The sequence below is a fragment of the Litorivita sp. NS0012-18 genome (genome assembly GCF_040371945.1).
In the GTDB taxonomy this organism is placed as follows: Bacteria; Pseudomonadota; Alphaproteobacteria; order Rhodobacterales; family Rhodobacteraceae; genus Litorivita.
In genome coordinates, this window is record NZ_BAABWS010000003.1 from 150,210 (window position 1) to 165,829 (window position 15,620).

General features: G+C 62.2%; 18 protein-coding genes. 14 read left to right on the plus strand and 4 right to left on the minus strand.

What is annotated here, in order from left to right:
* Nucleotides 1-141: 141 nt before the first annotated feature.
* The 3 genes from ABWV64_RS13730 to ABWV64_RS13740 all read left to right on the plus strand — a co-directional run bounded on the left by ABWV64_RS13730 (nucleotide 142) and on the right by ABWV64_RS13740 (nucleotide 2,836).
* Nucleotides 142-507 (plus strand): hypothetical protein, encoded by a 366-nt coding sequence (locus ABWV64_RS13730; protein WP_353346223.1) that lies wholly within the window; start codon nucleotides 142-144, stop codon nucleotides 505-507.
* A gap of 98 nt (nucleotides 508-605) precedes the next feature.
* Nucleotides 606-2,012, plus strand: a complete 1,407-nt coding sequence (locus tag ABWV64_RS13735) for a leucyl aminopeptidase family protein (RefSeq protein WP_353346225.1) — start codon at nucleotides 606-608, stop codon at nucleotides 2,010-2,012.
* Nucleotides 2,009-2,836 (plus strand): C40 family peptidase, encoded by an 828-nt coding sequence (locus ABWV64_RS13740; protein WP_353346227.1) that lies wholly within the window; start codon nucleotides 2,009-2,011, stop codon nucleotides 2,834-2,836. Before ABWV64_RS13735 ends, ABWV64_RS13740 begins: the two co-directional genes overlap by 4 nt.
* A gap of 39 nt (nucleotides 2,837-2,875) precedes the next feature.
* Here ABWV64_RS13740 and ABWV64_RS13745 read toward each other — a convergent pair whose 3' ends face one another.
* Nucleotides 2,876-3,229, minus strand: coding sequence for a DUF2794 domain-containing protein (locus ABWV64_RS13745; RefSeq protein WP_353346229.1), 354 nt, complete (start codon nucleotides 3,227-3,229; stop codon nucleotides 2,876-2,878).
* Between the two features lie 241 nt (nucleotides 3,230-3,470).
* Between ABWV64_RS13745 and pcaF the strand changes: the two genes are divergently transcribed.
* A complete protein-coding gene (pcaF, locus tag ABWV64_RS13750; protein WP_353346231.1) occupies nucleotides 3,471-4,664 on the plus strand; it encodes a 3-oxoadipyl-CoA thiolase in 1,194 nt (397 codons plus the stop codon).
* A gap of 100 nt (nucleotides 4,665-4,764) precedes the next feature.
* Here the strand turns inward: pcaF and ABWV64_RS13755 are convergent, their stop codons facing one another.
* Nucleotides 4,765-5,136, minus strand: coding sequence for an I78 family peptidase inhibitor (locus ABWV64_RS13755; protein ID WP_353346233.1), 372 nt, complete (start codon nucleotides 5,134-5,136; stop codon nucleotides 4,765-4,767).
* A gap of 165 nt (nucleotides 5,137-5,301) precedes the next feature.
* Here ABWV64_RS13755 and ABWV64_RS13760 point away from each other — a divergent pair, with 165 nt between their 5' ends.
* From ABWV64_RS13760 to ABWV64_RS13770, 3 genes are all read left to right on the plus strand, one after another.
* The gene (locus tag ABWV64_RS13760) at nucleotides 5,302-6,414 is read left to right on the plus strand and encodes an S-(hydroxymethyl)glutathione dehydrogenase/class III alcohol dehydrogenase (protein ID WP_353346235.1); all 1,113 of its coding nucleotides are present in this window, start codon (nucleotides 5,302-5,304) and stop codon (nucleotides 6,412-6,414) included.
* Between the two features lie 157 nt (nucleotides 6,415-6,571).
* On the plus strand, nucleotides 6,572-6,955 hold the full coding sequence (locus ABWV64_RS13765) for a SecDF P1 head subdomain-containing protein (RefSeq protein WP_353346237.1): 384 nt from the start codon (nucleotides 6,572-6,574) through the stop codon (nucleotides 6,953-6,955).
* A gap of 71 nt (nucleotides 6,956-7,026) precedes the next feature.
* Nucleotides 7,027-7,758, plus strand: coding sequence for an NYN domain-containing protein (locus ABWV64_RS13770; protein WP_353346239.1), 732 nt, complete (start codon nucleotides 7,027-7,029; stop codon nucleotides 7,756-7,758).
* A gap of 9 nt (nucleotides 7,759-7,767) precedes the next feature.
* Here the strand turns inward: ABWV64_RS13770 and ABWV64_RS13775 are convergent, their stop codons facing one another.
* Nucleotides 7,768-8,406 carry a TetR/AcrR family transcriptional regulator gene (locus tag ABWV64_RS13775; RefSeq protein WP_353346241.1) on the minus strand — a complete coding sequence of 213 codons (639 nt, stop codon included), beginning with the start codon at nucleotides 8,404-8,406 and terminating at the stop codon, nucleotides 7,768-7,770.
* Nucleotides 8,407-8,500: 94 nt separating this feature from the next.
* Between ABWV64_RS13775 and mbfA the strand changes: the two genes are divergently transcribed.
* From mbfA to ABWV64_RS13810, 7 genes are all read left to right on the plus strand, one after another.
* Entirely contained in the window at nucleotides 8,501-9,475 is a 975-nt protein-coding gene (mbfA, locus tag ABWV64_RS13780; protein WP_353346243.1) for an iron exporter MbfA, read from the plus strand.
* A 53-nt stretch (nucleotides 9,476-9,528) separates the two neighbouring features.
* A complete protein-coding gene (locus ABWV64_RS13785) occupies nucleotides 9,529-10,461 on the plus strand; it encodes an AEC family transporter (RefSeq protein WP_353346245.1) in 933 nt (310 codons plus the stop codon).
* 19 nt (nucleotides 10,462-10,480) lie between these two features.
* A complete protein-coding gene (locus ABWV64_RS13790; RefSeq protein WP_353346247.1) occupies nucleotides 10,481-11,200 on the plus strand; it encodes a nitroreductase family protein in 720 nt (239 codons plus the stop codon).
* Between the two features lie 4 nt (nucleotides 11,201-11,204).
* Nucleotides 11,205-12,035 (plus strand): S-formylglutathione hydrolase, encoded by an 831-nt coding sequence (gene fghA, locus ABWV64_RS13795; protein WP_353346249.1) that lies wholly within the window; start codon nucleotides 11,205-11,207, stop codon nucleotides 12,033-12,035.
* Nucleotides 12,032-12,481 (plus strand): YaiI/YqxD family protein, encoded by a 450-nt coding sequence (locus ABWV64_RS13800; protein ID WP_353346251.1) that lies wholly within the window; start codon nucleotides 12,032-12,034, stop codon nucleotides 12,479-12,481. Before fghA ends, ABWV64_RS13800 begins: the two co-directional genes overlap by 4 nt.
* 60 nt (nucleotides 12,482-12,541) lie before the next feature.
* The gene (locus ABWV64_RS13805) at nucleotides 12,542-13,162 is read left to right on the plus strand and encodes an HAD family hydrolase (protein WP_353346253.1); all 621 of its coding nucleotides are present in this window, start codon (nucleotides 12,542-12,544) and stop codon (nucleotides 13,160-13,162) included.
* Nucleotides 13,163-13,343: 181 nt separating this feature from the next.
* The gene (locus ABWV64_RS13810) at nucleotides 13,344-14,261 is read left to right on the plus strand and encodes an alpha/beta fold hydrolase (protein ID WP_353346255.1); all 918 of its coding nucleotides are present in this window, start codon (nucleotides 13,344-13,346) and stop codon (nucleotides 14,259-14,261) included.
* A gap of 6 nt (nucleotides 14,262-14,267) precedes the next feature.
* Here ABWV64_RS13810 and ABWV64_RS13815 read toward each other — a convergent pair whose 3' ends face one another.
* The gene (locus ABWV64_RS13815) at nucleotides 14,268-15,509 is read right to left on the minus strand and encodes an MFS transporter (RefSeq protein ID WP_353346257.1); all 1,242 of its coding nucleotides are present in this window, start codon (nucleotides 15,507-15,509) and stop codon (nucleotides 14,268-14,270) included.
* Between the last annotated feature and the right edge of the window lie 111 nt (nucleotides 15,510-15,620).

Below are 15,620 nucleotides of genomic sequence, written 5' to 3' on the forward strand. Positions count from 1 at the left end.
AGGCGGCAGTTGTCCGGTATTCAATAAAAAATCGCGCAATATAGCGCGCGGCTTTCAACGTTTTGGGAACCTCTAAACGCGATGTTGGGCCTGCGCCGTGGGGGCGTGATTGAGAAGGGTGAGATATTGGAACAGGTAGTGATGCTTGCACAAAAAGAGAAAGTGCGGCTCGATCCCGACCGTCTGGGCGAGCTTTACGCGCAACTGGGTCAGGCTGGTGCCGAAGACGTGGTGTGCCGCGCGATGGAAGAGCTGGCCGTGCGGTTGTCGCATACAGAGCGGCTTTACCGGCAAGAATTGATGGGCGATATGCGTAAATCCGCGCGCAGCCTCGTGGCAATCTCCGAACAGATCGGGATGCATATGCTGGCCCGTGTGGCGATGGATGTGACCCGCTGCATCGACGAGGGTGACGCCACCGCGCTGGCGGCCACGCTGGCACGGCTCTTGCGCATTGGCGAACAATCCCTGACCGCGATCTGGGATTTGCAGGATCTGTCGATCTAGTCGCGTGATTTGAACCCTTGCGGGCGCTGGCGAAGCGGATAGGCTGAGGCGCAGATATACCCGCGCAGCCGCTGCGCGCCAGCCGCAAGGATCCGACCATGACCGACACCAACGCACTGCGTTTTGCTTCTGATGATGCGGCGGCTGTGCCGCTTTTCGTGATTGAGCAAGAGGCGCTGGAGGCGTGGTGTGCGGGGCAATCACCAGCGGTCGCCGCATGGGTCGAAACCGCAAATTTCACCGCCGCTTTGGGCACGAATTTGATTGTCCCCGATGCGCAGGGCGCGCCGGTCATGGCCCTTGCGGGCTATGGGACAGCACCGGCGCGCGCGCGCGGGCGCTTCCATCTGGCGGGCGCGGCCAAATCCTTGCCCAAGGGCACTTATCGGCTCGCAGGCGACTTGCCCGTAGCGCTCAGCGATATGCTGGAGCATGAGGCGCTTGGCTGGTTGCTGGGCGGCTACAGCTTTGATCGCTACCGCGCCCAGACCGGCGCGCCTGCGCGCTTGTTGGCCCCTGAGGGCATCGACGCCGCCCGCGTCGAGGTGATTGCCGAGGCCGAGGCCCTGACCCGCGATTTGATCAACACGCCCGCCGCCGATATGGGGCCGCGCGATCTTGAAGCCGCCTGCGTCACCGTCGCGGCGCGGTTTGACGCCGATATCACCGTGATCAAGGGCGAGGCTCTGCAGGAGCAAAATTTCCCGATGATCCATGCCGTCGGCCGCGCCGCCACGCACGCACCGCGCCTGATCGATATGCGGTGGGGCACGGCGGGGCCGAAGCTGACGCTGGTGGGCAAGGGCGTATGTTTCGACACGGGCGGGTTGAACCTCAAGCCTGCGGCCTCGATGGGGTTGATGAAAAAAGACATGGGCGGCGCGGCCACGGTTTTGGGGCTGGCGCAGATGATCATGGCGCTGGGCCTGCGGGTGCAATTGCGCGTGTTGATCCCCGCAGTGGAAAATTCGGTGGCGGGCAATGCCTTCCGGCCGGGCGACATCCTTGCCTCGCGCAAGGGGCTGAGCGTCGAGAACAACAACACCGATGCCGAAGGGCGGTTGGTGTTGGGCGATGCGCTCGCCTATGGGGCCGAGGACAATCCCGATCTGATGATCTCGATGGCGACCCTGACCGGCGCGGCGCGCGTGGCGGTGGGCCCCGATCTTGCGCCCTATTTCACCGATGACGCGAGCGTTTGCGCAGCTTTGGAGGCGGCGGCGCAGCAGGTCGGCGATCCGGTCTGGCGCCTGCCCTTCTGGGAGGCCTATGAGGCCGATCTGGAACCTGGGATTGCCGATCTCGACAACGCGCCCAAAGGCGGCTTTGCAGGGGCGATCACCGCCGCCTTGTTCTTGCGCCGCTTTGCAGGGACCGAAGCGCGCTATACCCATTTTGACATCTACGGCTGGAACCCCTCCGCCAAACCGGCCCGCCCCAAAGGCGGCGTCGGCATGGGTGCGCGGGCGATTTTGGCCGCGCTGCCTCAAATGCTGGACCTATGAGCGCCGACCGCCGGAGCCTGTTTTCCAACGGACGCGTCGCGCATGACGGCCTGCGCGGGCAAGTCGAGGCAGGCCGCTTTACCGCCGGTGTTTTGCGCCGCGTGAGCGCGCCGCTCGCGCCGATCCGCCCCGCGCCCCAAGGTGCGGCGCTCGACCGGCAAACACTCTACGGCCACCCGGTGCGCCAGCTTGACCCGCAAGAGGGCTTCGCGCGCGACGAGACCAGCGGCTATGTCGGTTACATCTCTGAGGGCGATTTGGGCGAATGGGCCGCGCCGACCCACCGGATCGCCGCGCGCAGCAGCTTTTTGTTCAATGCGCCCGATTTCAAAACCCCCGATCCCTTGCATCTGTCTTGCGGCTCGCTGTTGCAGATCGCTGAAGTCGAGGGCAAATACGCGCGCACCCATGACGGCCAATATGCCATCGCTGCCCATCTGGCGCCCTGCGACAGGGCTCAGCCCGACATGGCCGCCACCGCCGAAACCCTGCTCGGCACGCCCTATCTTTGGGCGGGCAATTCGGCCTTTGGCATCGATTGCTCCGGCCTCGTGCAACTGGCGGCGCAGGCGGCCCAGCTGCCCTGCCAAGGCGACAGCGACCTGCAAAGCCAAAGCTTCGGGCAGGCTGTGCCGCTCGGCACCGCGCCGCGCCGCAATGATCTTTTGTTCTGGAAAGGCCATGTGGCGATTGTCAGCGGCGAGGATGAAATCATCCATGCCAATGCCCATCATATGGCCGTGGCGCGCGAAGGATTGAAAGAGGCCATCGCGCGGATCGAACGCCAAGGCGACGGGCGCATCACCGCGCATCGCAGGGCGTAACGGCGCAGGCTCTTTTGCTGCGCGTCGTTTTACCGCGCGCTATTTTACGGCGCGGATCAGCTTGCGCTCCAGCACCTGCAAAATTCCGGCCAGATCATGCCCGCGTTTGAGCACCTGCCCGTCGGTGCCGATCAAGGCATAAAGCCCTTGTTTGCCGCGCAGCTTTGGGTGCTTTTCGATCCGGTAAAGCGGATTTTCCGCCGTGCGACGGAACACCGAAAACACCGCCACGTCGCGCAGGCATGAAATCGCGTAATCGCGCCATTCCCCTGCCGCCACCATTCGCCCGTAGAGCGACAGGATCGGGCCAAGTTCGGTGCGATGAAAGGCGATCTGCGGCGCGGGAAGGCCGCCGCCGGTTTTGGGAAAAGGAATGGGGGGCTCGAAGCTCATACCCCAGATTTGCGCCGATCCGCGCGCCGATCAAGAGATTTCGCGGCTTTTTTGCCGATAACCCGCTCTCAGATAGAGGATTTTGCCCAGAAACTGCGCGCATCGCGCCGCGGGTTTCGGGCAGAATTTGCCGCAGGCAGGCTTGCGGAATTTATTTCCGCTGATATCCATAGCCCATAAATTTCCCCGCCGCTCCGGCAGGCCGCGCGCCCCTATGCGCCCAAATCGAGGACCAAAACCCATGAGAGATGTCTACTTGTGTGAAGGGCTGCGCACGCCCATTGGCCGCTACGGCGGATCGCTGGCCGCCATGCGCCCTGACGATATGCTGGCCCATGTGATGCGCGAAGTGGCCGCGCCCTTCAAAGACCTGCAGATTGACGAAGTCATCATGGGCTGCGCCAACCAAGCAGGCGAAGACAACCGCAACGTGGCGCGCATGTCGGCGCTTTTGTCCGGTTTGGGCGAGGATGTGCCGGGTGTGACGATGAACCGTTTGTGCGGCTCGGGCCTTGATGCGGTCGGCACCGCCGCGCGCGCCGTGCGCTCCGGCGAGGTCGAGGTCGTGATGGCCGGCGGCGTCGAAAGCATGAGCCGCGCGCCCTTGGTGATGCCCAAGGCCGACAGCGCCTTTTCGCGCCGCGCCGAGATTTACGACACCACCATCGGTTGGCGCTTTATCAACAAGGCGATGCATAAGGCTTACGGCACCGATTCCATGCCCGAGACGGCCGAAAACGTCGCGGAGCAATTCCAGATCAGCCGCGAGGCCCAAGACGCCTTTGCCCTGACCTCGCAAAACCGCGCCGCTGCCGCCATCGCCTCGGGGCGTTTGGCGCGCGAGATCGCACCGGTTGCCTTGCCGCAGCGCAAGGGCGATCCGGTCATTTTCGACACGGACGAGCACCCGCGCGCCACGACGATTGAAAAGCTCGCCGCGCTCAAAGCACCGTTCCGCGAGGGCGGCTCGGTGACGGCGGGCAACGCTTCGGGCGTCAATGACGGGGCCTGCGCGATCATCATCGCATCGGCGGCGGCCGTGGAAAAATACGGCCTGACGCCGAAGGCCAAGATCACCGCGATGGCCACCGCGGGCTTGCCGCCGCGCATCATGGGTTTCGGCCCCGCGCCCGCGACGAAAAAGCTGCTCGAGCAAACCGGCACCAAGATCGGCGATATCGATACGATCGAATTGAACGAGGCTTTTGCCTCGCAGGGCCTCGCGGTGATGCGCGATCTTGGCCTTGCCGATGACGCCGATCACGTGAACCCGCACGGCGGCGCGATTGCTTTGGGCCACCCTCTGGGCATGTCCGGCGCGCGCCTCGCGCTTTCGGCGGCGATCACCTTGCAGGACAATTCGATGAAACGCGCGGTTTGCACCATGTGTATCGGCGTGGGCCAAGGCATTGCGCTGATGCTCGAAGCGGTCTGACCCGTCATTCATCACCAGATAATCGGGCGGCGCAGTATCCCTGCGCCGCCCTTTTTTGTTGGGTAGATCCGTGCCCCGCGCCCTGCGAGATCCCTCGCGCTCACCCGCAAAAAAGCCTGCGGATCATGCCTTTGCTGTCATATTCGATGTTGAGCCGGTTTGGCCGGTAGTCTTTGGTCACCGCCTGTTTTGGCCCGATGACCCGCACGATCGGGGCCAGCCCCTCAAAGCTGCGCCCATCGACATATTCTCCGACCAACATGATTTGCGCGCCCGCGCCGCAGGTGTCTTCGGGCATGGCCATCGAGGGGCTTGGCTTGGCGGCGGGCGCGCGCGGCGCAGCGTGGTCCGCAGCAGGCGCGTCCGGCGCGCGCTCTTCCGTCTCGGGCAGGCAGGCGGACAGAGCGAAAAACACCGCCAGCCCGAAAGCCAGCGGACGCAGGGCGGCAAATCGAAAGACGCAGGCTCTCATAGGCATTTCCTATTGTGACATAAATCTCTGATACGAAAACATTCCTTGCAGATTCTGCCCCAAAGCCCCCCGAAATAGCAAGGATTGCCCTCGGGGCAGTTGAAAACCGGCCTGCTTTGGCCCACGGTTGCTGCAACGAGAAGTGCTGTGCGGAAGGAATGCCAGATGCGAACAAGAGCTGCGGTTGCGATGGGAGCGGGCAAGCCGCTTGAGATTATGGAAGTGAACCTCGAAGGGCCGCGTGCGGGCGAGGTTTTGGTCGAGATCAAGGCGACGGGCCTGTGCCACACTGATGAATTCACCCGTTCAGGCGATGATCCCGAGGGTCTCTTCCCCGCCATTTTGGGCCATGAAGGCGCGGGCATCGTGGTCGAGGTTGGCGCGGGCGTGACATCGCTCAAACCCGGCGATCACGTGATCCCGCTCTATACGCCGGAATGCCGCGAATGCGACTATTGCCTCAACCCCAAAACCAACCTGTGCCAATCCATTCGCAGCACGCAAGGGCAGGGGCTGATGCCCGACGGCACCTCGCGGTTCTCGATGCTCGATGGCACGCCGATCCTGCACTATATGGGCTGCTCGACCTTCGCCAATCATACGGTTTTGCCGGAAATCGCTTTGGCCAAAGTGCGCAAGGACGCGCCGTTTGACAAAATCTGCTACATCGGCTGCGGCGTGACCACGGGCATCGGTGCGGTGATCAACACGGCCAAGGTCGAAATCGGATCGACCGCGATTGTCTTCGGCTTGGGCGGTATCGGTCTCAACGTGATCCAAGGCCTGCGCCTTGCGGGGGCGGACCAGATCGTCGGCGTCGATCTCAACCCGTCGAAAATCGAGATGGGCAAGCGGTTCGGCATGACCGATTTCGTCAACCCTGCCGAGGTCAAAGGCGATCTGGTCGGCCATTTGGTCGAACTGACCGGCGGCGGCGCGGATTACACATTCGATGCCACGGGCAATGTGGGCGTGATGCGCACCGCGTTGGAGAGCGCGCATAAGGGGTGGGGCGAAAGCATCATCATCGGCGTCGCGCCTGCGGGCGCGGAAATCTCGACGCGGCCCTTCCAATTGGTTACGGGGCGCAGCTGGCGCGGCACGGCTTTTGGCGGCGCGCGCGGGCGCACGGATGTCCCCAAAATCGTCGATTGGTATATGGAGGGCAAGATCGAGATCGACCCGATGATCACCCACACCATGCCGCTCGAAGACATCAACAAGGGCTTTGATTTGATGCACAAAGGCGAAAGCATTCGCGGCGTGGTGCTTTATTAACGGGCGTGCATCTCTAAGCGCGATCTGCGCGAAAGCGGGCCTCGCGATGCTCTTGGCCCTGTGCGTTTGTGCGGGCGGGTCATCCGCTCGGGAAGTCTTGGCGCCCGCTGTTGGCGGGATCCCGAGCGGCTTGCCTGCGCGCCTGCCGACCCCGCCGATGACACAGCAAGAACGCGAGGCCTTGGCCCGCGCACCGCAGGTTTTGCGCTTGGCCGTCGGTTTCAACGCGATCGAAGTGCCGGTATCGGAATTGCCCGCCGTCAGCTTTGATCGCTACGGCCCGCGCGGCATGGTCTATCTGACCTTGCCGGAGCGCAATGCCGCGCGGTTCTTTGCCCTCACAGCAGGACATGTCGGCGAGGTGCTGCAAGTCACTTTGTGCGGCATATTGATCAACGCGCCAAAGATAATGTCGCCGATCAGTGGCGGACGGGGGCAGTTGCTCCTAGACACATATGAAGAGGCGCGCATCGTCACCGACGTCATGTCGGGACGCGAAGGATGCGCGGCGCTGGCTGGGCTCTCCATCCGCGTTGATTAGCCTCAACAGATTTCGCCCGAACGGGCGCTGCGCCGATGCGTCAAATCGCAAGGCCAGCAACGAAAGACACCATGACTCCCAATTCCAACACCCAACTGCTTGCCGTTCTGATCGATGCCGATAACGTGCCGGCCAAATATGCCGAAGCGATCCTCAAGGAGGTCACCTCCTACGGCGAGCCGGGCCTGCGCCGCGTTTATGGCGATTGGTCCTCGGGCCAGTTGCAAGGATGGACCGCGACCAGCCGCGCTCTGGGCCTCGTCCAACACCAGCAAACCGCCAATACCAAGGGCAAGAACGCCTCTGACATCGGTCTTGTGATCGACGCGATGGATATTTTGCATGCAGGCCGTTTCGACGGCTTTGTTCTCGTCTCCTCCGACAGCGATTTTACCCGCCTTGCCAGCCGCATCCGCGAACAGGGCCTGACCGTGATCGGCATCGGCGAGGCCAAAGCCCCCGAAGCTTTGCGCAACGTGTGCAACCGCTTTGTGCAGATCGAAAACATCTATGACGAACCCGAAGCCGCAGGCACGCCGAAAAGCGCGCAAAAACCAGCGGGCAGCGGCAAGCTGTCGATCACCTCGGCGCGCCAGCTTTTCCTCGATGCGATGGACAAGCTCGACCAAGACGACGAGTGGTATTCGTTGGGCCGCATCGGGCAACAAATCCAAGCCGACAAGCCCGATTTCGACACGCGTTCCTACGGCAAACGCAAATTGAGCGATCTGGTGGCGGAGTTGAAAATCTTTGAAACACGGCGCGGGGCGAACAATCAAACCGAGCTGCGCCGGATCGATTAACCCCGCCCGTCAAGCGCCATAGCGGGCATAGATCATGTCAACCGCGCCTTGGGCCACGCGGGCGATTTCGGCTTCGGTAAAATCGCGGGTGATCCCGAAAATCATCCGCGGCCAGATATCGGCTTTGCACAATTCGGCGAATTGATCGGCGGCCAGTTCCAGATCATCAATGTGCAAACTGCCATCCGCATTGGCATCGCGGAACACTTCGACCAACCGGTCACGCGCCATCATCGGGCCGCTGGTGTAAAAATCGCGGCCCAATTCGGGAAAGCGCTCGCTTTCGGCCACGCAGATGCGAAACACGCCCTGCGCAAAATCGGACAATAAAAAGCGGATCATCTGCTGTGCTCCGCCCAAAAGCGCGACGCGCAGCGGCACGCCCTCTTGCAGCAGGTCAAAACAGGCGTCGGCCTGCCGTTTACATTCGGTTTTGGCCACTTCGAGGAAGAGCAGCTTCTTGTCGGGAAAATAGGCGTAGAGCGTGGCCTTGGAGACCTCTGCCACCTTGGCGATGTCATCGACAGAGGCGCCGTCAAACCCTTCGGCCATGAACACCTGCCGCGCGCCTTCGAGCACCTGATCGAACTTGCGCCCGCGCCGGTTCACGACTTTGCCCGCGCCCAATTGGCGATCTGCTGCGTTCATATGTCTCTCTCCTGACAGATTGAAATATAAACCACTTGGTTTAGTTTGAGCAAGCAAGACAGCGGCGCGATGCCGTTCACCTAAGGGTAGCCATATGCGTTTCATCACGTCCCGCCGCCGGTTTTCCGACCTGTCAGAGCAAGAGGTGCTGGCGCTGGCCATTTCCTCCGAAGAGGATGACGCCAGCATTTACCGCACCTACGCCAAAAAACTGCGCGATGAATATCCCGGCACGGCAAAGGTCTTTGACGGCATGGCCGAAGAAGAGGACCGCCACCGTCAGCGCCTGATCGATCTGCACAAGGCACGCTTTGGCGATGTGATCCCGCTGATCCGGCGCGAACATGTGGCCGGTTACTACGCGCGCCGCCCGATCTGGTTGATGGAAAACCTCAGCCTCGAGCGCATCCGCGAAGAGGCCGAAGGTATGGAGCGCGACGCCGAGAAATTCTATCTCGCCGCCGCCGCCCGAACCACCGACGCCGCCACGCGCAAGCTATTGGGCGATCTGGCCGCTGCCGAAGCGGGCCACCAAGAGGCCGCAGGCACATTAGAGCGCGCGCATCTGGACACGGACACCAAAGCCGCCGAGGCCCGATCGGCCCATCGCCAGTTTGTTTTGACATGGGTGCAGCCAGGATTGGCGGGATTGATGGATGGCTCTGTCTCGACCCTCGCGCCGATTTTCGCCACCGCCTTTGCCACGCAAGACACATGGACCACCTTCCTCGTGGGTCTTGCGGCCTCGATCGGGGCGGGCATTTCGATGGGCTTTACCGAAGCGGCCTCTGACGACGGGCAGCTTTCCGGCCGCGGATCACCGGTCAAACGCGGCATTTCAGCGGGGGTGATGACCACGCTGGGCGGGCTTGGCCACGCGCTGCCCTATCTCATTCCCGATTTCTGGACCGCGACGATCACCGCATTTGTTGTGGTGTTCATCGAGCTATGGGCCATCGTGTGGATCCAGAACAAATATATGGAAACCCCGTTTTTGCGCGCGACATTCCAAGTGGTTTTGGGCGGCGCATTGGTCTTTGCGGCGGGGGCTTTGATCGGCTCGGGATAGCGGCGCGCGGCGCGGGCGATTGACCCGCCGCCGCAGCATGCTACCAAGGGCATATGATTGATATCTTCTTCAAAACCCTGCCGTTTTTTGCCGTCATTGCTTTGGGCTTTGGCGCGGCGAAACGCGGGTTTTTCTCGCCCGAGGCGACGGGATATCTGACCAAATTTGTGTTCTACTTTGCGCTTTCGGCCATGTTGTTTCGCTTTTCCGCCAATCTCAGCTTTGCCGAAGTGTTCGATTTGCCCTTTGTTTTGGCCTATCTGGCCGGAACGATGGCGATCTACCTTGTCGCCACGGGTGTCGCGCTCGCGCGCGGCATCGGCGTGCAAGAGGCCGCCGTCGAGGCCCAATGCGCGGTGATCGGAAATGTCGGCTTTTTGGGCGTACCGATGCTTGCGCTGTTGATGGGCGAGGCGGCGGTGGGGCCGGTGATGATGGTGCTGGCGGTCGATTTGATCGTCTTCGGCTCGCTCATCGTGTTGATCATCACCGGCGCGCGCGACGGGCGGATGTCGCCGCGCATCATCGGCGCTTTGGGGTTGGGGCTGTTGAAAAACCCGATGATCGTTTCGATCACCTTGGGGCTTACGTGGTCGGCTTTGCGCCTGCCGATGCCCGCGCCGCTCAACGAGTTTGTCACCATTTTGGGCGGCGCGGCCACGCCTGGCGCGCTGTTTGCCATTGGCGCCTCGCTCGCGGGCAAAAGTGCCGAGCGGCTTTCGGTGGCGGGCTGGCTGAGCTTTTGCAAACTGGCGCTGCATCCTGCGGCGGTGGCGCTTTGCGCGCTGCTTCTGTTCGAGGTTGACCCCTATGCCAGCGCTGTCATGATCGCGGCGGCGGCGCTGCCTGTGGCGGGCAATGTCTATATCCTTGCTGCGCATTTCGGCGTCGCGCCGCAGCGCGTGTCGGCCACGATTCTGATCTCGACCGCCCTGTCGGTGGTGACGGTATCGGCGGTGATCGCTTGGGTGGCTGGGCTTTATTGAGGCATGAAAGGACGGTGCGATGTATAAATCCGGCGAAGTAAGCTATGCGCCGCTGCCCTTGCCGGATCGCGCCGATATGGATGACGCAGAGATGCGCGAGGCGGCGGCAGATTTCTTGGAGCTGATGAAAACCCGCCATTCGGTGCGCGATTTTTCTCCCCGCCCTGTCGAGGCCGAGGTGATCCGCGCCGCCATCGCCGCGGCGGGCACGGCGCCCTCGGGGGCCAACCACCAGCCGTGGCATTTCGTGGCGATTTCCGACCCCGCGATGAAGGCGCGTATTCGCGCCGCCGCCGAGGCCGAAGAAGAGAAATTCTATGCAGGCGGCGGCGGGGATGAATGGCTCAAAGCTCTGGAGCCGATCGGCACCGGCGCCGACAAGCCGCATCTTGACATCGCGCCATGGCTGATCGTGATTTTCGCGCAGCGCTACGGCACCACCCAAGATGGCGCGCGCTACAAGAATTACTATGTGCCCGAAAGCGTTGGCATCGCCACGGGGATGCTGATCACCGCGCTGCATATGGCGGGGCTGTGCAGCCTCACCCATACGCCCAATCCGATGCGGTTTTTGAACGATCTATGCGGGCGGGGCGAGAGCGAAAAGCCGGTGATGATCCTTGCGGTGGGCCATCCCGCCGAGGATGCAACCGTGCCCGCCGTTGCCAAGATCAAGAAACCGATTGACGAGATCATGACCGTCTTTGCACCCGCAGGCGAGACACAGAAAAAGGACTAAGCCCATGGAAACCCTTTCCGAAAACAAATGTTTTGGCGGCACGCAGGGCGTTTACAAACATAGCTCCGAGGCCACAGGCACCGATATGACCTTTGGCCTGTTTCTGCCCGCCGAGGCCGCCCATGGCCCCGTGCCGGTCCTGTGGTATCTGTCGGGCCTGACCTGCACCCATGAAAACGCGATGGTCAAAGCGGGGGCGCAAGGATGGGCCGCCGAGCAGGGCATCGCCTTGGTCTTTCCCGACACCTCGCCGCGCGGCGAGGGCGTGGCCGATGACGAGGGATATGATCTGGGCCAAGGCGCGGGATTTTACGTCAATGCGACCCAAGATCCGTGGAAGCCGCATTTCCAGATGTGGGACTATGTGGCCGAAGAATTGCCGCGGCTGATCACCCGCAATTTCGCCGTGGATGAGGAGCGCCAGTCAATCACTGGCCATTCCATGGGCGGGCATGGCGCGCTGACCCTCGCGATGGGCCTCAAGGACCGGTTCAAATCGGTGTCGGCCTTCGCGCCGATTTGCAACCCCACGGCGGGCGATTGGGGCCGCAAGCAGCTGCGCGCCTATCTGGGCGAAGACGAGGCCGCATGGGCGCGCCATGACGCGACATTGATGATGCGGCAAAACGGGCTTGATATCCCGCTTTTGGTGGATCAGGGCGCGGCGGATAATTTTATCGATCTGTTGATGCCCGAGGCCCTCTTTGCCGCCGCCGCGCAGGCCCGCGTTGACGGGCACCTGCGCCTGCAAAAGGGATATGATCACAGCTATTTCTTTGTCTCCTCCTTCATGGAGGATCACGTCGCCTTCCACGCCGAGGCGCTTTACGGATGAGCGCGCTTTACATCGACGCCGATGCCTGCCCCGTGAAGGCCGAGGCCGAGCGCGTGGCGATGCGCCACGGGATCAAGATGTATCTGGTCGCCAACGGCGGGCTGCGCATGTCGCAAAATCCGATGGTCGAGGTGGTGATCGTGCCCGACGGGCCGGACGTGGCCGACATGTGGATCGCAGAGCGCTGCGGCGCCGGAGATGTGGTGGTCACCGGCGATATTCCCTTGGCGGCGAAATGCGTCGAGGCGGGGGCGCGGGTTCTCAAACACAATGGCGAGGCCTTGACGCAGGCCAATATCGGCAACGTCTTGGCCACCCGCGATCTGATGGCCGATCTGCGCGCGGCGGACCCGTTTCGCCAAGGCGGCGGCAAGGCCTTTTCGAAGGCCGACCGCTCGCGGTTTTTGGAAAGTCTGGAGCGCGAACTCAGGGCGGCAAAGAAATAATGGCGGGCGTTGGGCCGATCGGCCCCGCAATGCCATCAGCGACAAAAGCGGAGCAATGATATGACCATCGAGGCGGTGATTTTCGACATCGGCAATGTGCTGATCGAATGGCAACCCGAGCGCTATTACGACGCGAAAATCGGCGAGGCGCGCCGCCGCGCGATGTTCAAGGAGGTGGACCTGCACGCCATGAATGACCGCGTAGATATGGGCGGCGCGTTCACCCAGACCATCTATGACACCGCCGAGGCCTATCCCGCGTGGCGCGACGAAATCCGCATGTGGCATGACGACTGGATCGAATTGGCCAGCCCGCCGATTGACCATTCGATCCGCCTGCTGCGCGCCTTGCGGGCGACCGGTATGCCGGTCTTTGCGCTGACCAATTTCGGCATCGGCAGCTTTGACTACGCGGCGACGAAATACCCGTTCCTAGCCGAATTCGACCGGCGCTATATTTCCGGCCATATGGGGGTGATCAAACCCGATGTGCGGATTTACGAGATGGTCGAGAAAGATTGCGGCATTGATCCCGCGCGGTTGCTCTTTGCCGATGACCGCACCGACAATATCACCGCCGCAAAGGCGCGCGGATGGCAAACCCATCTGTTTGAACATCCGCAAGGCTGGGCCGATTGCCTCGTCGGGCATGGGCTGTTGACGGCGCAGCAGGCGCGCTGAGCGGCGCAGCAATTGTCCCGATTGTGCGGCGTTAATGCCTCGATGCCGCTCAAATTTCATAATTTCCCTAGATCGCCGCGCCCACACGCGCAAATATATGGTCGCTTACCTAGCGGAAGCTTGGGGCGTGCGGCGCGTGAAACCGCCCACAGTATTTGTGATTTGGAAAGGTATCGTGGGAATGTGGATTGCAATTGCGATTTTGGCGGGTTTGGCGGCGTTGCCCTTTGTCATGGAGGCGCGCAGGCGCAAAATGGACGCAACCGCGCGGGCGTCGGCCAGCGGAGAGTTTGCCGAACTGTCGCAAGGCGTGACCTATTACCAATGGCATGGACAGGCGCGCGGGCCGGTTTGCGTTTGCGTGCACGGGCTGACCACGCCCAGTTTTGTTTTCGCCGCCCTCGCGCAGGGGCTTGGCGCGCTCGGCTTTCGGGTTCTGACCTATGATCTTTACGGGCGCGGCTATTCGGATCGCCCGAGCGGCGCGCAGAACGCCGAGTTTTTCTTGCGCCAGCTCGAAGACCTCTTGGCGGCACATGATATTCGCGACGACATCACCATGGTGGGCTATTCCATGGGCGGTGCGATTGCCTCGGCCTATGCGGCGAAATCGCCCGGCACGCTGCGGCGGCTGGTCCTGATTGCGCCTGCGGGCATTGAGATGCAGCGCGGCAAGGCCGTCGAGCGGCTCCTCGCCTTGCCGGTCTTGGGCGATTGGGCGCTGCGCCTTTTGCTGCCCGCCAGCATGCGCAAAGCCGCCCATGCGGATGAGGCGGCGAGCAAGGTTGAAGGATTGGCGCAAGGCCAGCGCGATGAAATCCTCTTTCGCGGATATGTGCCTGGGGTCATTGCCTCGATCCGCGGGATATTGGACGAGGCTTTCGAAGCCCGCCACCAAGCGATCAGCCGCGCGGACCTGCCGGTTATGGCGATCTGGGGCGAGCGCGATCAAACCATTCCGCTGCGGTCCATGGGCACGCTGACCAAATGGAACCGCATGGTGCATCACACGGTTGTGGAGGGCGCGGGCCACGGCCTGACCCATACCCATCCCGATGCGATACTCGATGCGATCCGCGCCGAGGTGCAGGGCGAGTGATCCGCGCTATTGGGCGGGCTGCACCGCCGCCGCGCGGTTCTCGCGCACCGGCAAATGCACGATGGCGCTAAAGGCTCCGACGCCGACGCCGATCCACCAAACCAACGTATAATCACCGTAAACATCATAGAGCCGCCCACCAAGCCAGACGCCCATAAAGCTGCCCAATTGGTGCGAGAAAAATACGATCCCGTAGAGCGTGCCCATGTAGCGCAGCCCGTAGATATGTGCGATCAGCCCCGAGGTCAGCGGCACGGTCGCCAGCCAAAGCGCGCCCATCCCGACCGAAAACAGCAAGACCGACGCCGGCGTGATCGGCATCAAAATGAAAGCCCCCGCCACCAAGGTGCGCAGAACGTAAATCCCCGACAACAGGTATTTCTTGCTAAAGCGGTTGCCCAGATAGCCCGCCGTGAGCGTCCCCGCGATATTGGCCAACCCGATCAGCGAAATCGCCACCGCGCCAAGCGCCGATGTCGTGGTGATGCCCAGATCGTGCAAAACTCCGCCGGGCATGATCGGCCCGCACAGCTCGGTCACAAAGGCGGGAAAATGCGCGGTGATAAAGCCAAGCTGGTAGCCGCAGCTAAAGAAGCCCAAAAAGATCAAGGCAAAGGTCGGATCGCGCAGGGCACGGCCCAAAATCGCCCCCATGCTTTCCTCAAGCTCGGCCTTGGTCGCCGCAGGGGCGCGCATCATCGGCAACATCAAAAGCGAGGCAAGGATCATCGCGGCAAAGACCAAAAACACCGATTGCCATGTCATCATGCCCAAGAGGAATTCGGCCAAAGGCGCGCCAAACACTTGCCCCGCGCTGCCCGCCGCCGTGGCGATGGCCAAGGACATCGAGCGGTTCGCATCCGACGAGGCCCGCCCGACCACGGCCAAAATGACCCCAAAACCCGTGCCCGCGATGCCAAAGCCGACCAAGACCTCATAGGCCTGCATCCCGAGTGGCGTTACCGCATAGGAGGACAGCACCAATCCCGCCGCATAGGTCAGCGCGCCAAGCACAATCGCCAAACGATCACCCAGCTTTTCCGCAAAAGCGCCGAAAATCGGCTGCCCGATGCCCCAGGCGAGGTTCTGGATGGCGATGGCGAGCGAGAATTCGGCGCGCGGCCAGTTGAATTCGGCGGCAATCGGGATCTGGAACACGCCAAAGCTGGCGCGGACCGCGAATGAAATCAAAATGATGATGCAGCCGGTGATCAAAACCGGTGTGAAAATCGACGGGCGAGGGGTCATGAGGCTCTCCGATAGGCGCTGGTGTGAAATCTGCGGCAAATCTGCGCGGCGGTCAATTGACGGTTTGTGATGGGGCCCATCACGCAACGGCGGGCTGGCGGGCGGGCGTGG

What these genes read in the sequence shown, in the direction of transcription:
- ABWV64_RS13730 (WP_353346223.1), top strand. Translation starts at nt 142, where the DNA reads ATGCTTGCACAAAAAGAGAAAGTGCGGCTCGATCCCGACCGTCTGGGC.
- ABWV64_RS13735 (WP_353346225.1), top strand. Translation starts at nt 606, where the DNA reads ATGACCGACACCAACGCACTGCGTTTTGCTTCTGATGATGCGGCGGCT.
- ABWV64_RS13740 (WP_353346227.1), top strand. Translation starts at nt 2,009, where the DNA reads ATGAGCGCCGACCGCCGGAGCCTGTTTTCCAACGGACGCGTCGCGCAT.
- ABWV64_RS13745 (WP_353346229.1), bottom strand. Translation starts at nt 3,229, where the DNA reads ATGAGCTTCGAGCCCCCCATTCCTTTTCCCAAAACCGGCGGCGGCCTT.
- pcaF (WP_353346231.1), top strand. Translation starts at nt 3,471, where the DNA reads ATGAGAGATGTCTACTTGTGTGAAGGGCTGCGCACGCCCATTGGCCGC.
- ABWV64_RS13755 (WP_353346233.1), bottom strand. Translation starts at nt 5,136, where the DNA reads ATGAGAGCCTGCGTCTTTCGATTTGCCGCCCTGCGTCCGCTGGCTTTC.
- ABWV64_RS13760 (WP_353346235.1), top strand. Translation starts at nt 5,302, where the DNA reads ATGCGAACAAGAGCTGCGGTTGCGATGGGAGCGGGCAAGCCGCTTGAG.
- ABWV64_RS13765 (WP_353346237.1), top strand. Translation starts at nt 6,572, where the DNA reads ATGACACAGCAAGAACGCGAGGCCTTGGCCCGCGCACCGCAGGTTTTG.
- ABWV64_RS13770 (WP_353346239.1), top strand. Translation starts at nt 7,027, where the DNA reads ATGACTCCCAATTCCAACACCCAACTGCTTGCCGTTCTGATCGATGCC.
- ABWV64_RS13775 (WP_353346241.1), bottom strand. Translation starts at nt 8,406, where the DNA reads ATGAACGCAGCAGATCGCCAATTGGGCGCGGGCAAAGTCGTGAACCGG.
- mbfA (WP_353346243.1), top strand. Translation starts at nt 8,501, where the DNA reads ATGCGTTTCATCACGTCCCGCCGCCGGTTTTCCGACCTGTCAGAGCAA.
- ABWV64_RS13785 (WP_353346245.1), top strand. Translation starts at nt 9,529, where the DNA reads ATGATTGATATCTTCTTCAAAACCCTGCCGTTTTTTGCCGTCATTGCT.
- ABWV64_RS13790 (WP_353346247.1), top strand. Translation starts at nt 10,481, where the DNA reads ATGTATAAATCCGGCGAAGTAAGCTATGCGCCGCTGCCCTTGCCGGAT.
- fghA (WP_353346249.1), top strand. Translation starts at nt 11,205, where the DNA reads ATGGAAACCCTTTCCGAAAACAAATGTTTTGGCGGCACGCAGGGCGTT.
- ABWV64_RS13800 (WP_353346251.1), top strand. Translation starts at nt 12,032, where the DNA reads ATGAGCGCGCTTTACATCGACGCCGATGCCTGCCCCGTGAAGGCCGAG.
- ABWV64_RS13805 (WP_353346253.1), top strand. Translation starts at nt 12,542, where the DNA reads ATGACCATCGAGGCGGTGATTTTCGACATCGGCAATGTGCTGATCGAA.
- ABWV64_RS13810 (WP_353346255.1), top strand. Translation starts at nt 13,344, where the DNA reads ATGTGGATTGCAATTGCGATTTTGGCGGGTTTGGCGGCGTTGCCCTTT.
- ABWV64_RS13815 (WP_353346257.1), bottom strand. Translation starts at nt 15,509, where the DNA reads ATGACCCCTCGCCCGTCGATTTTCACACCGGTTTTGATCACCGGCTGC.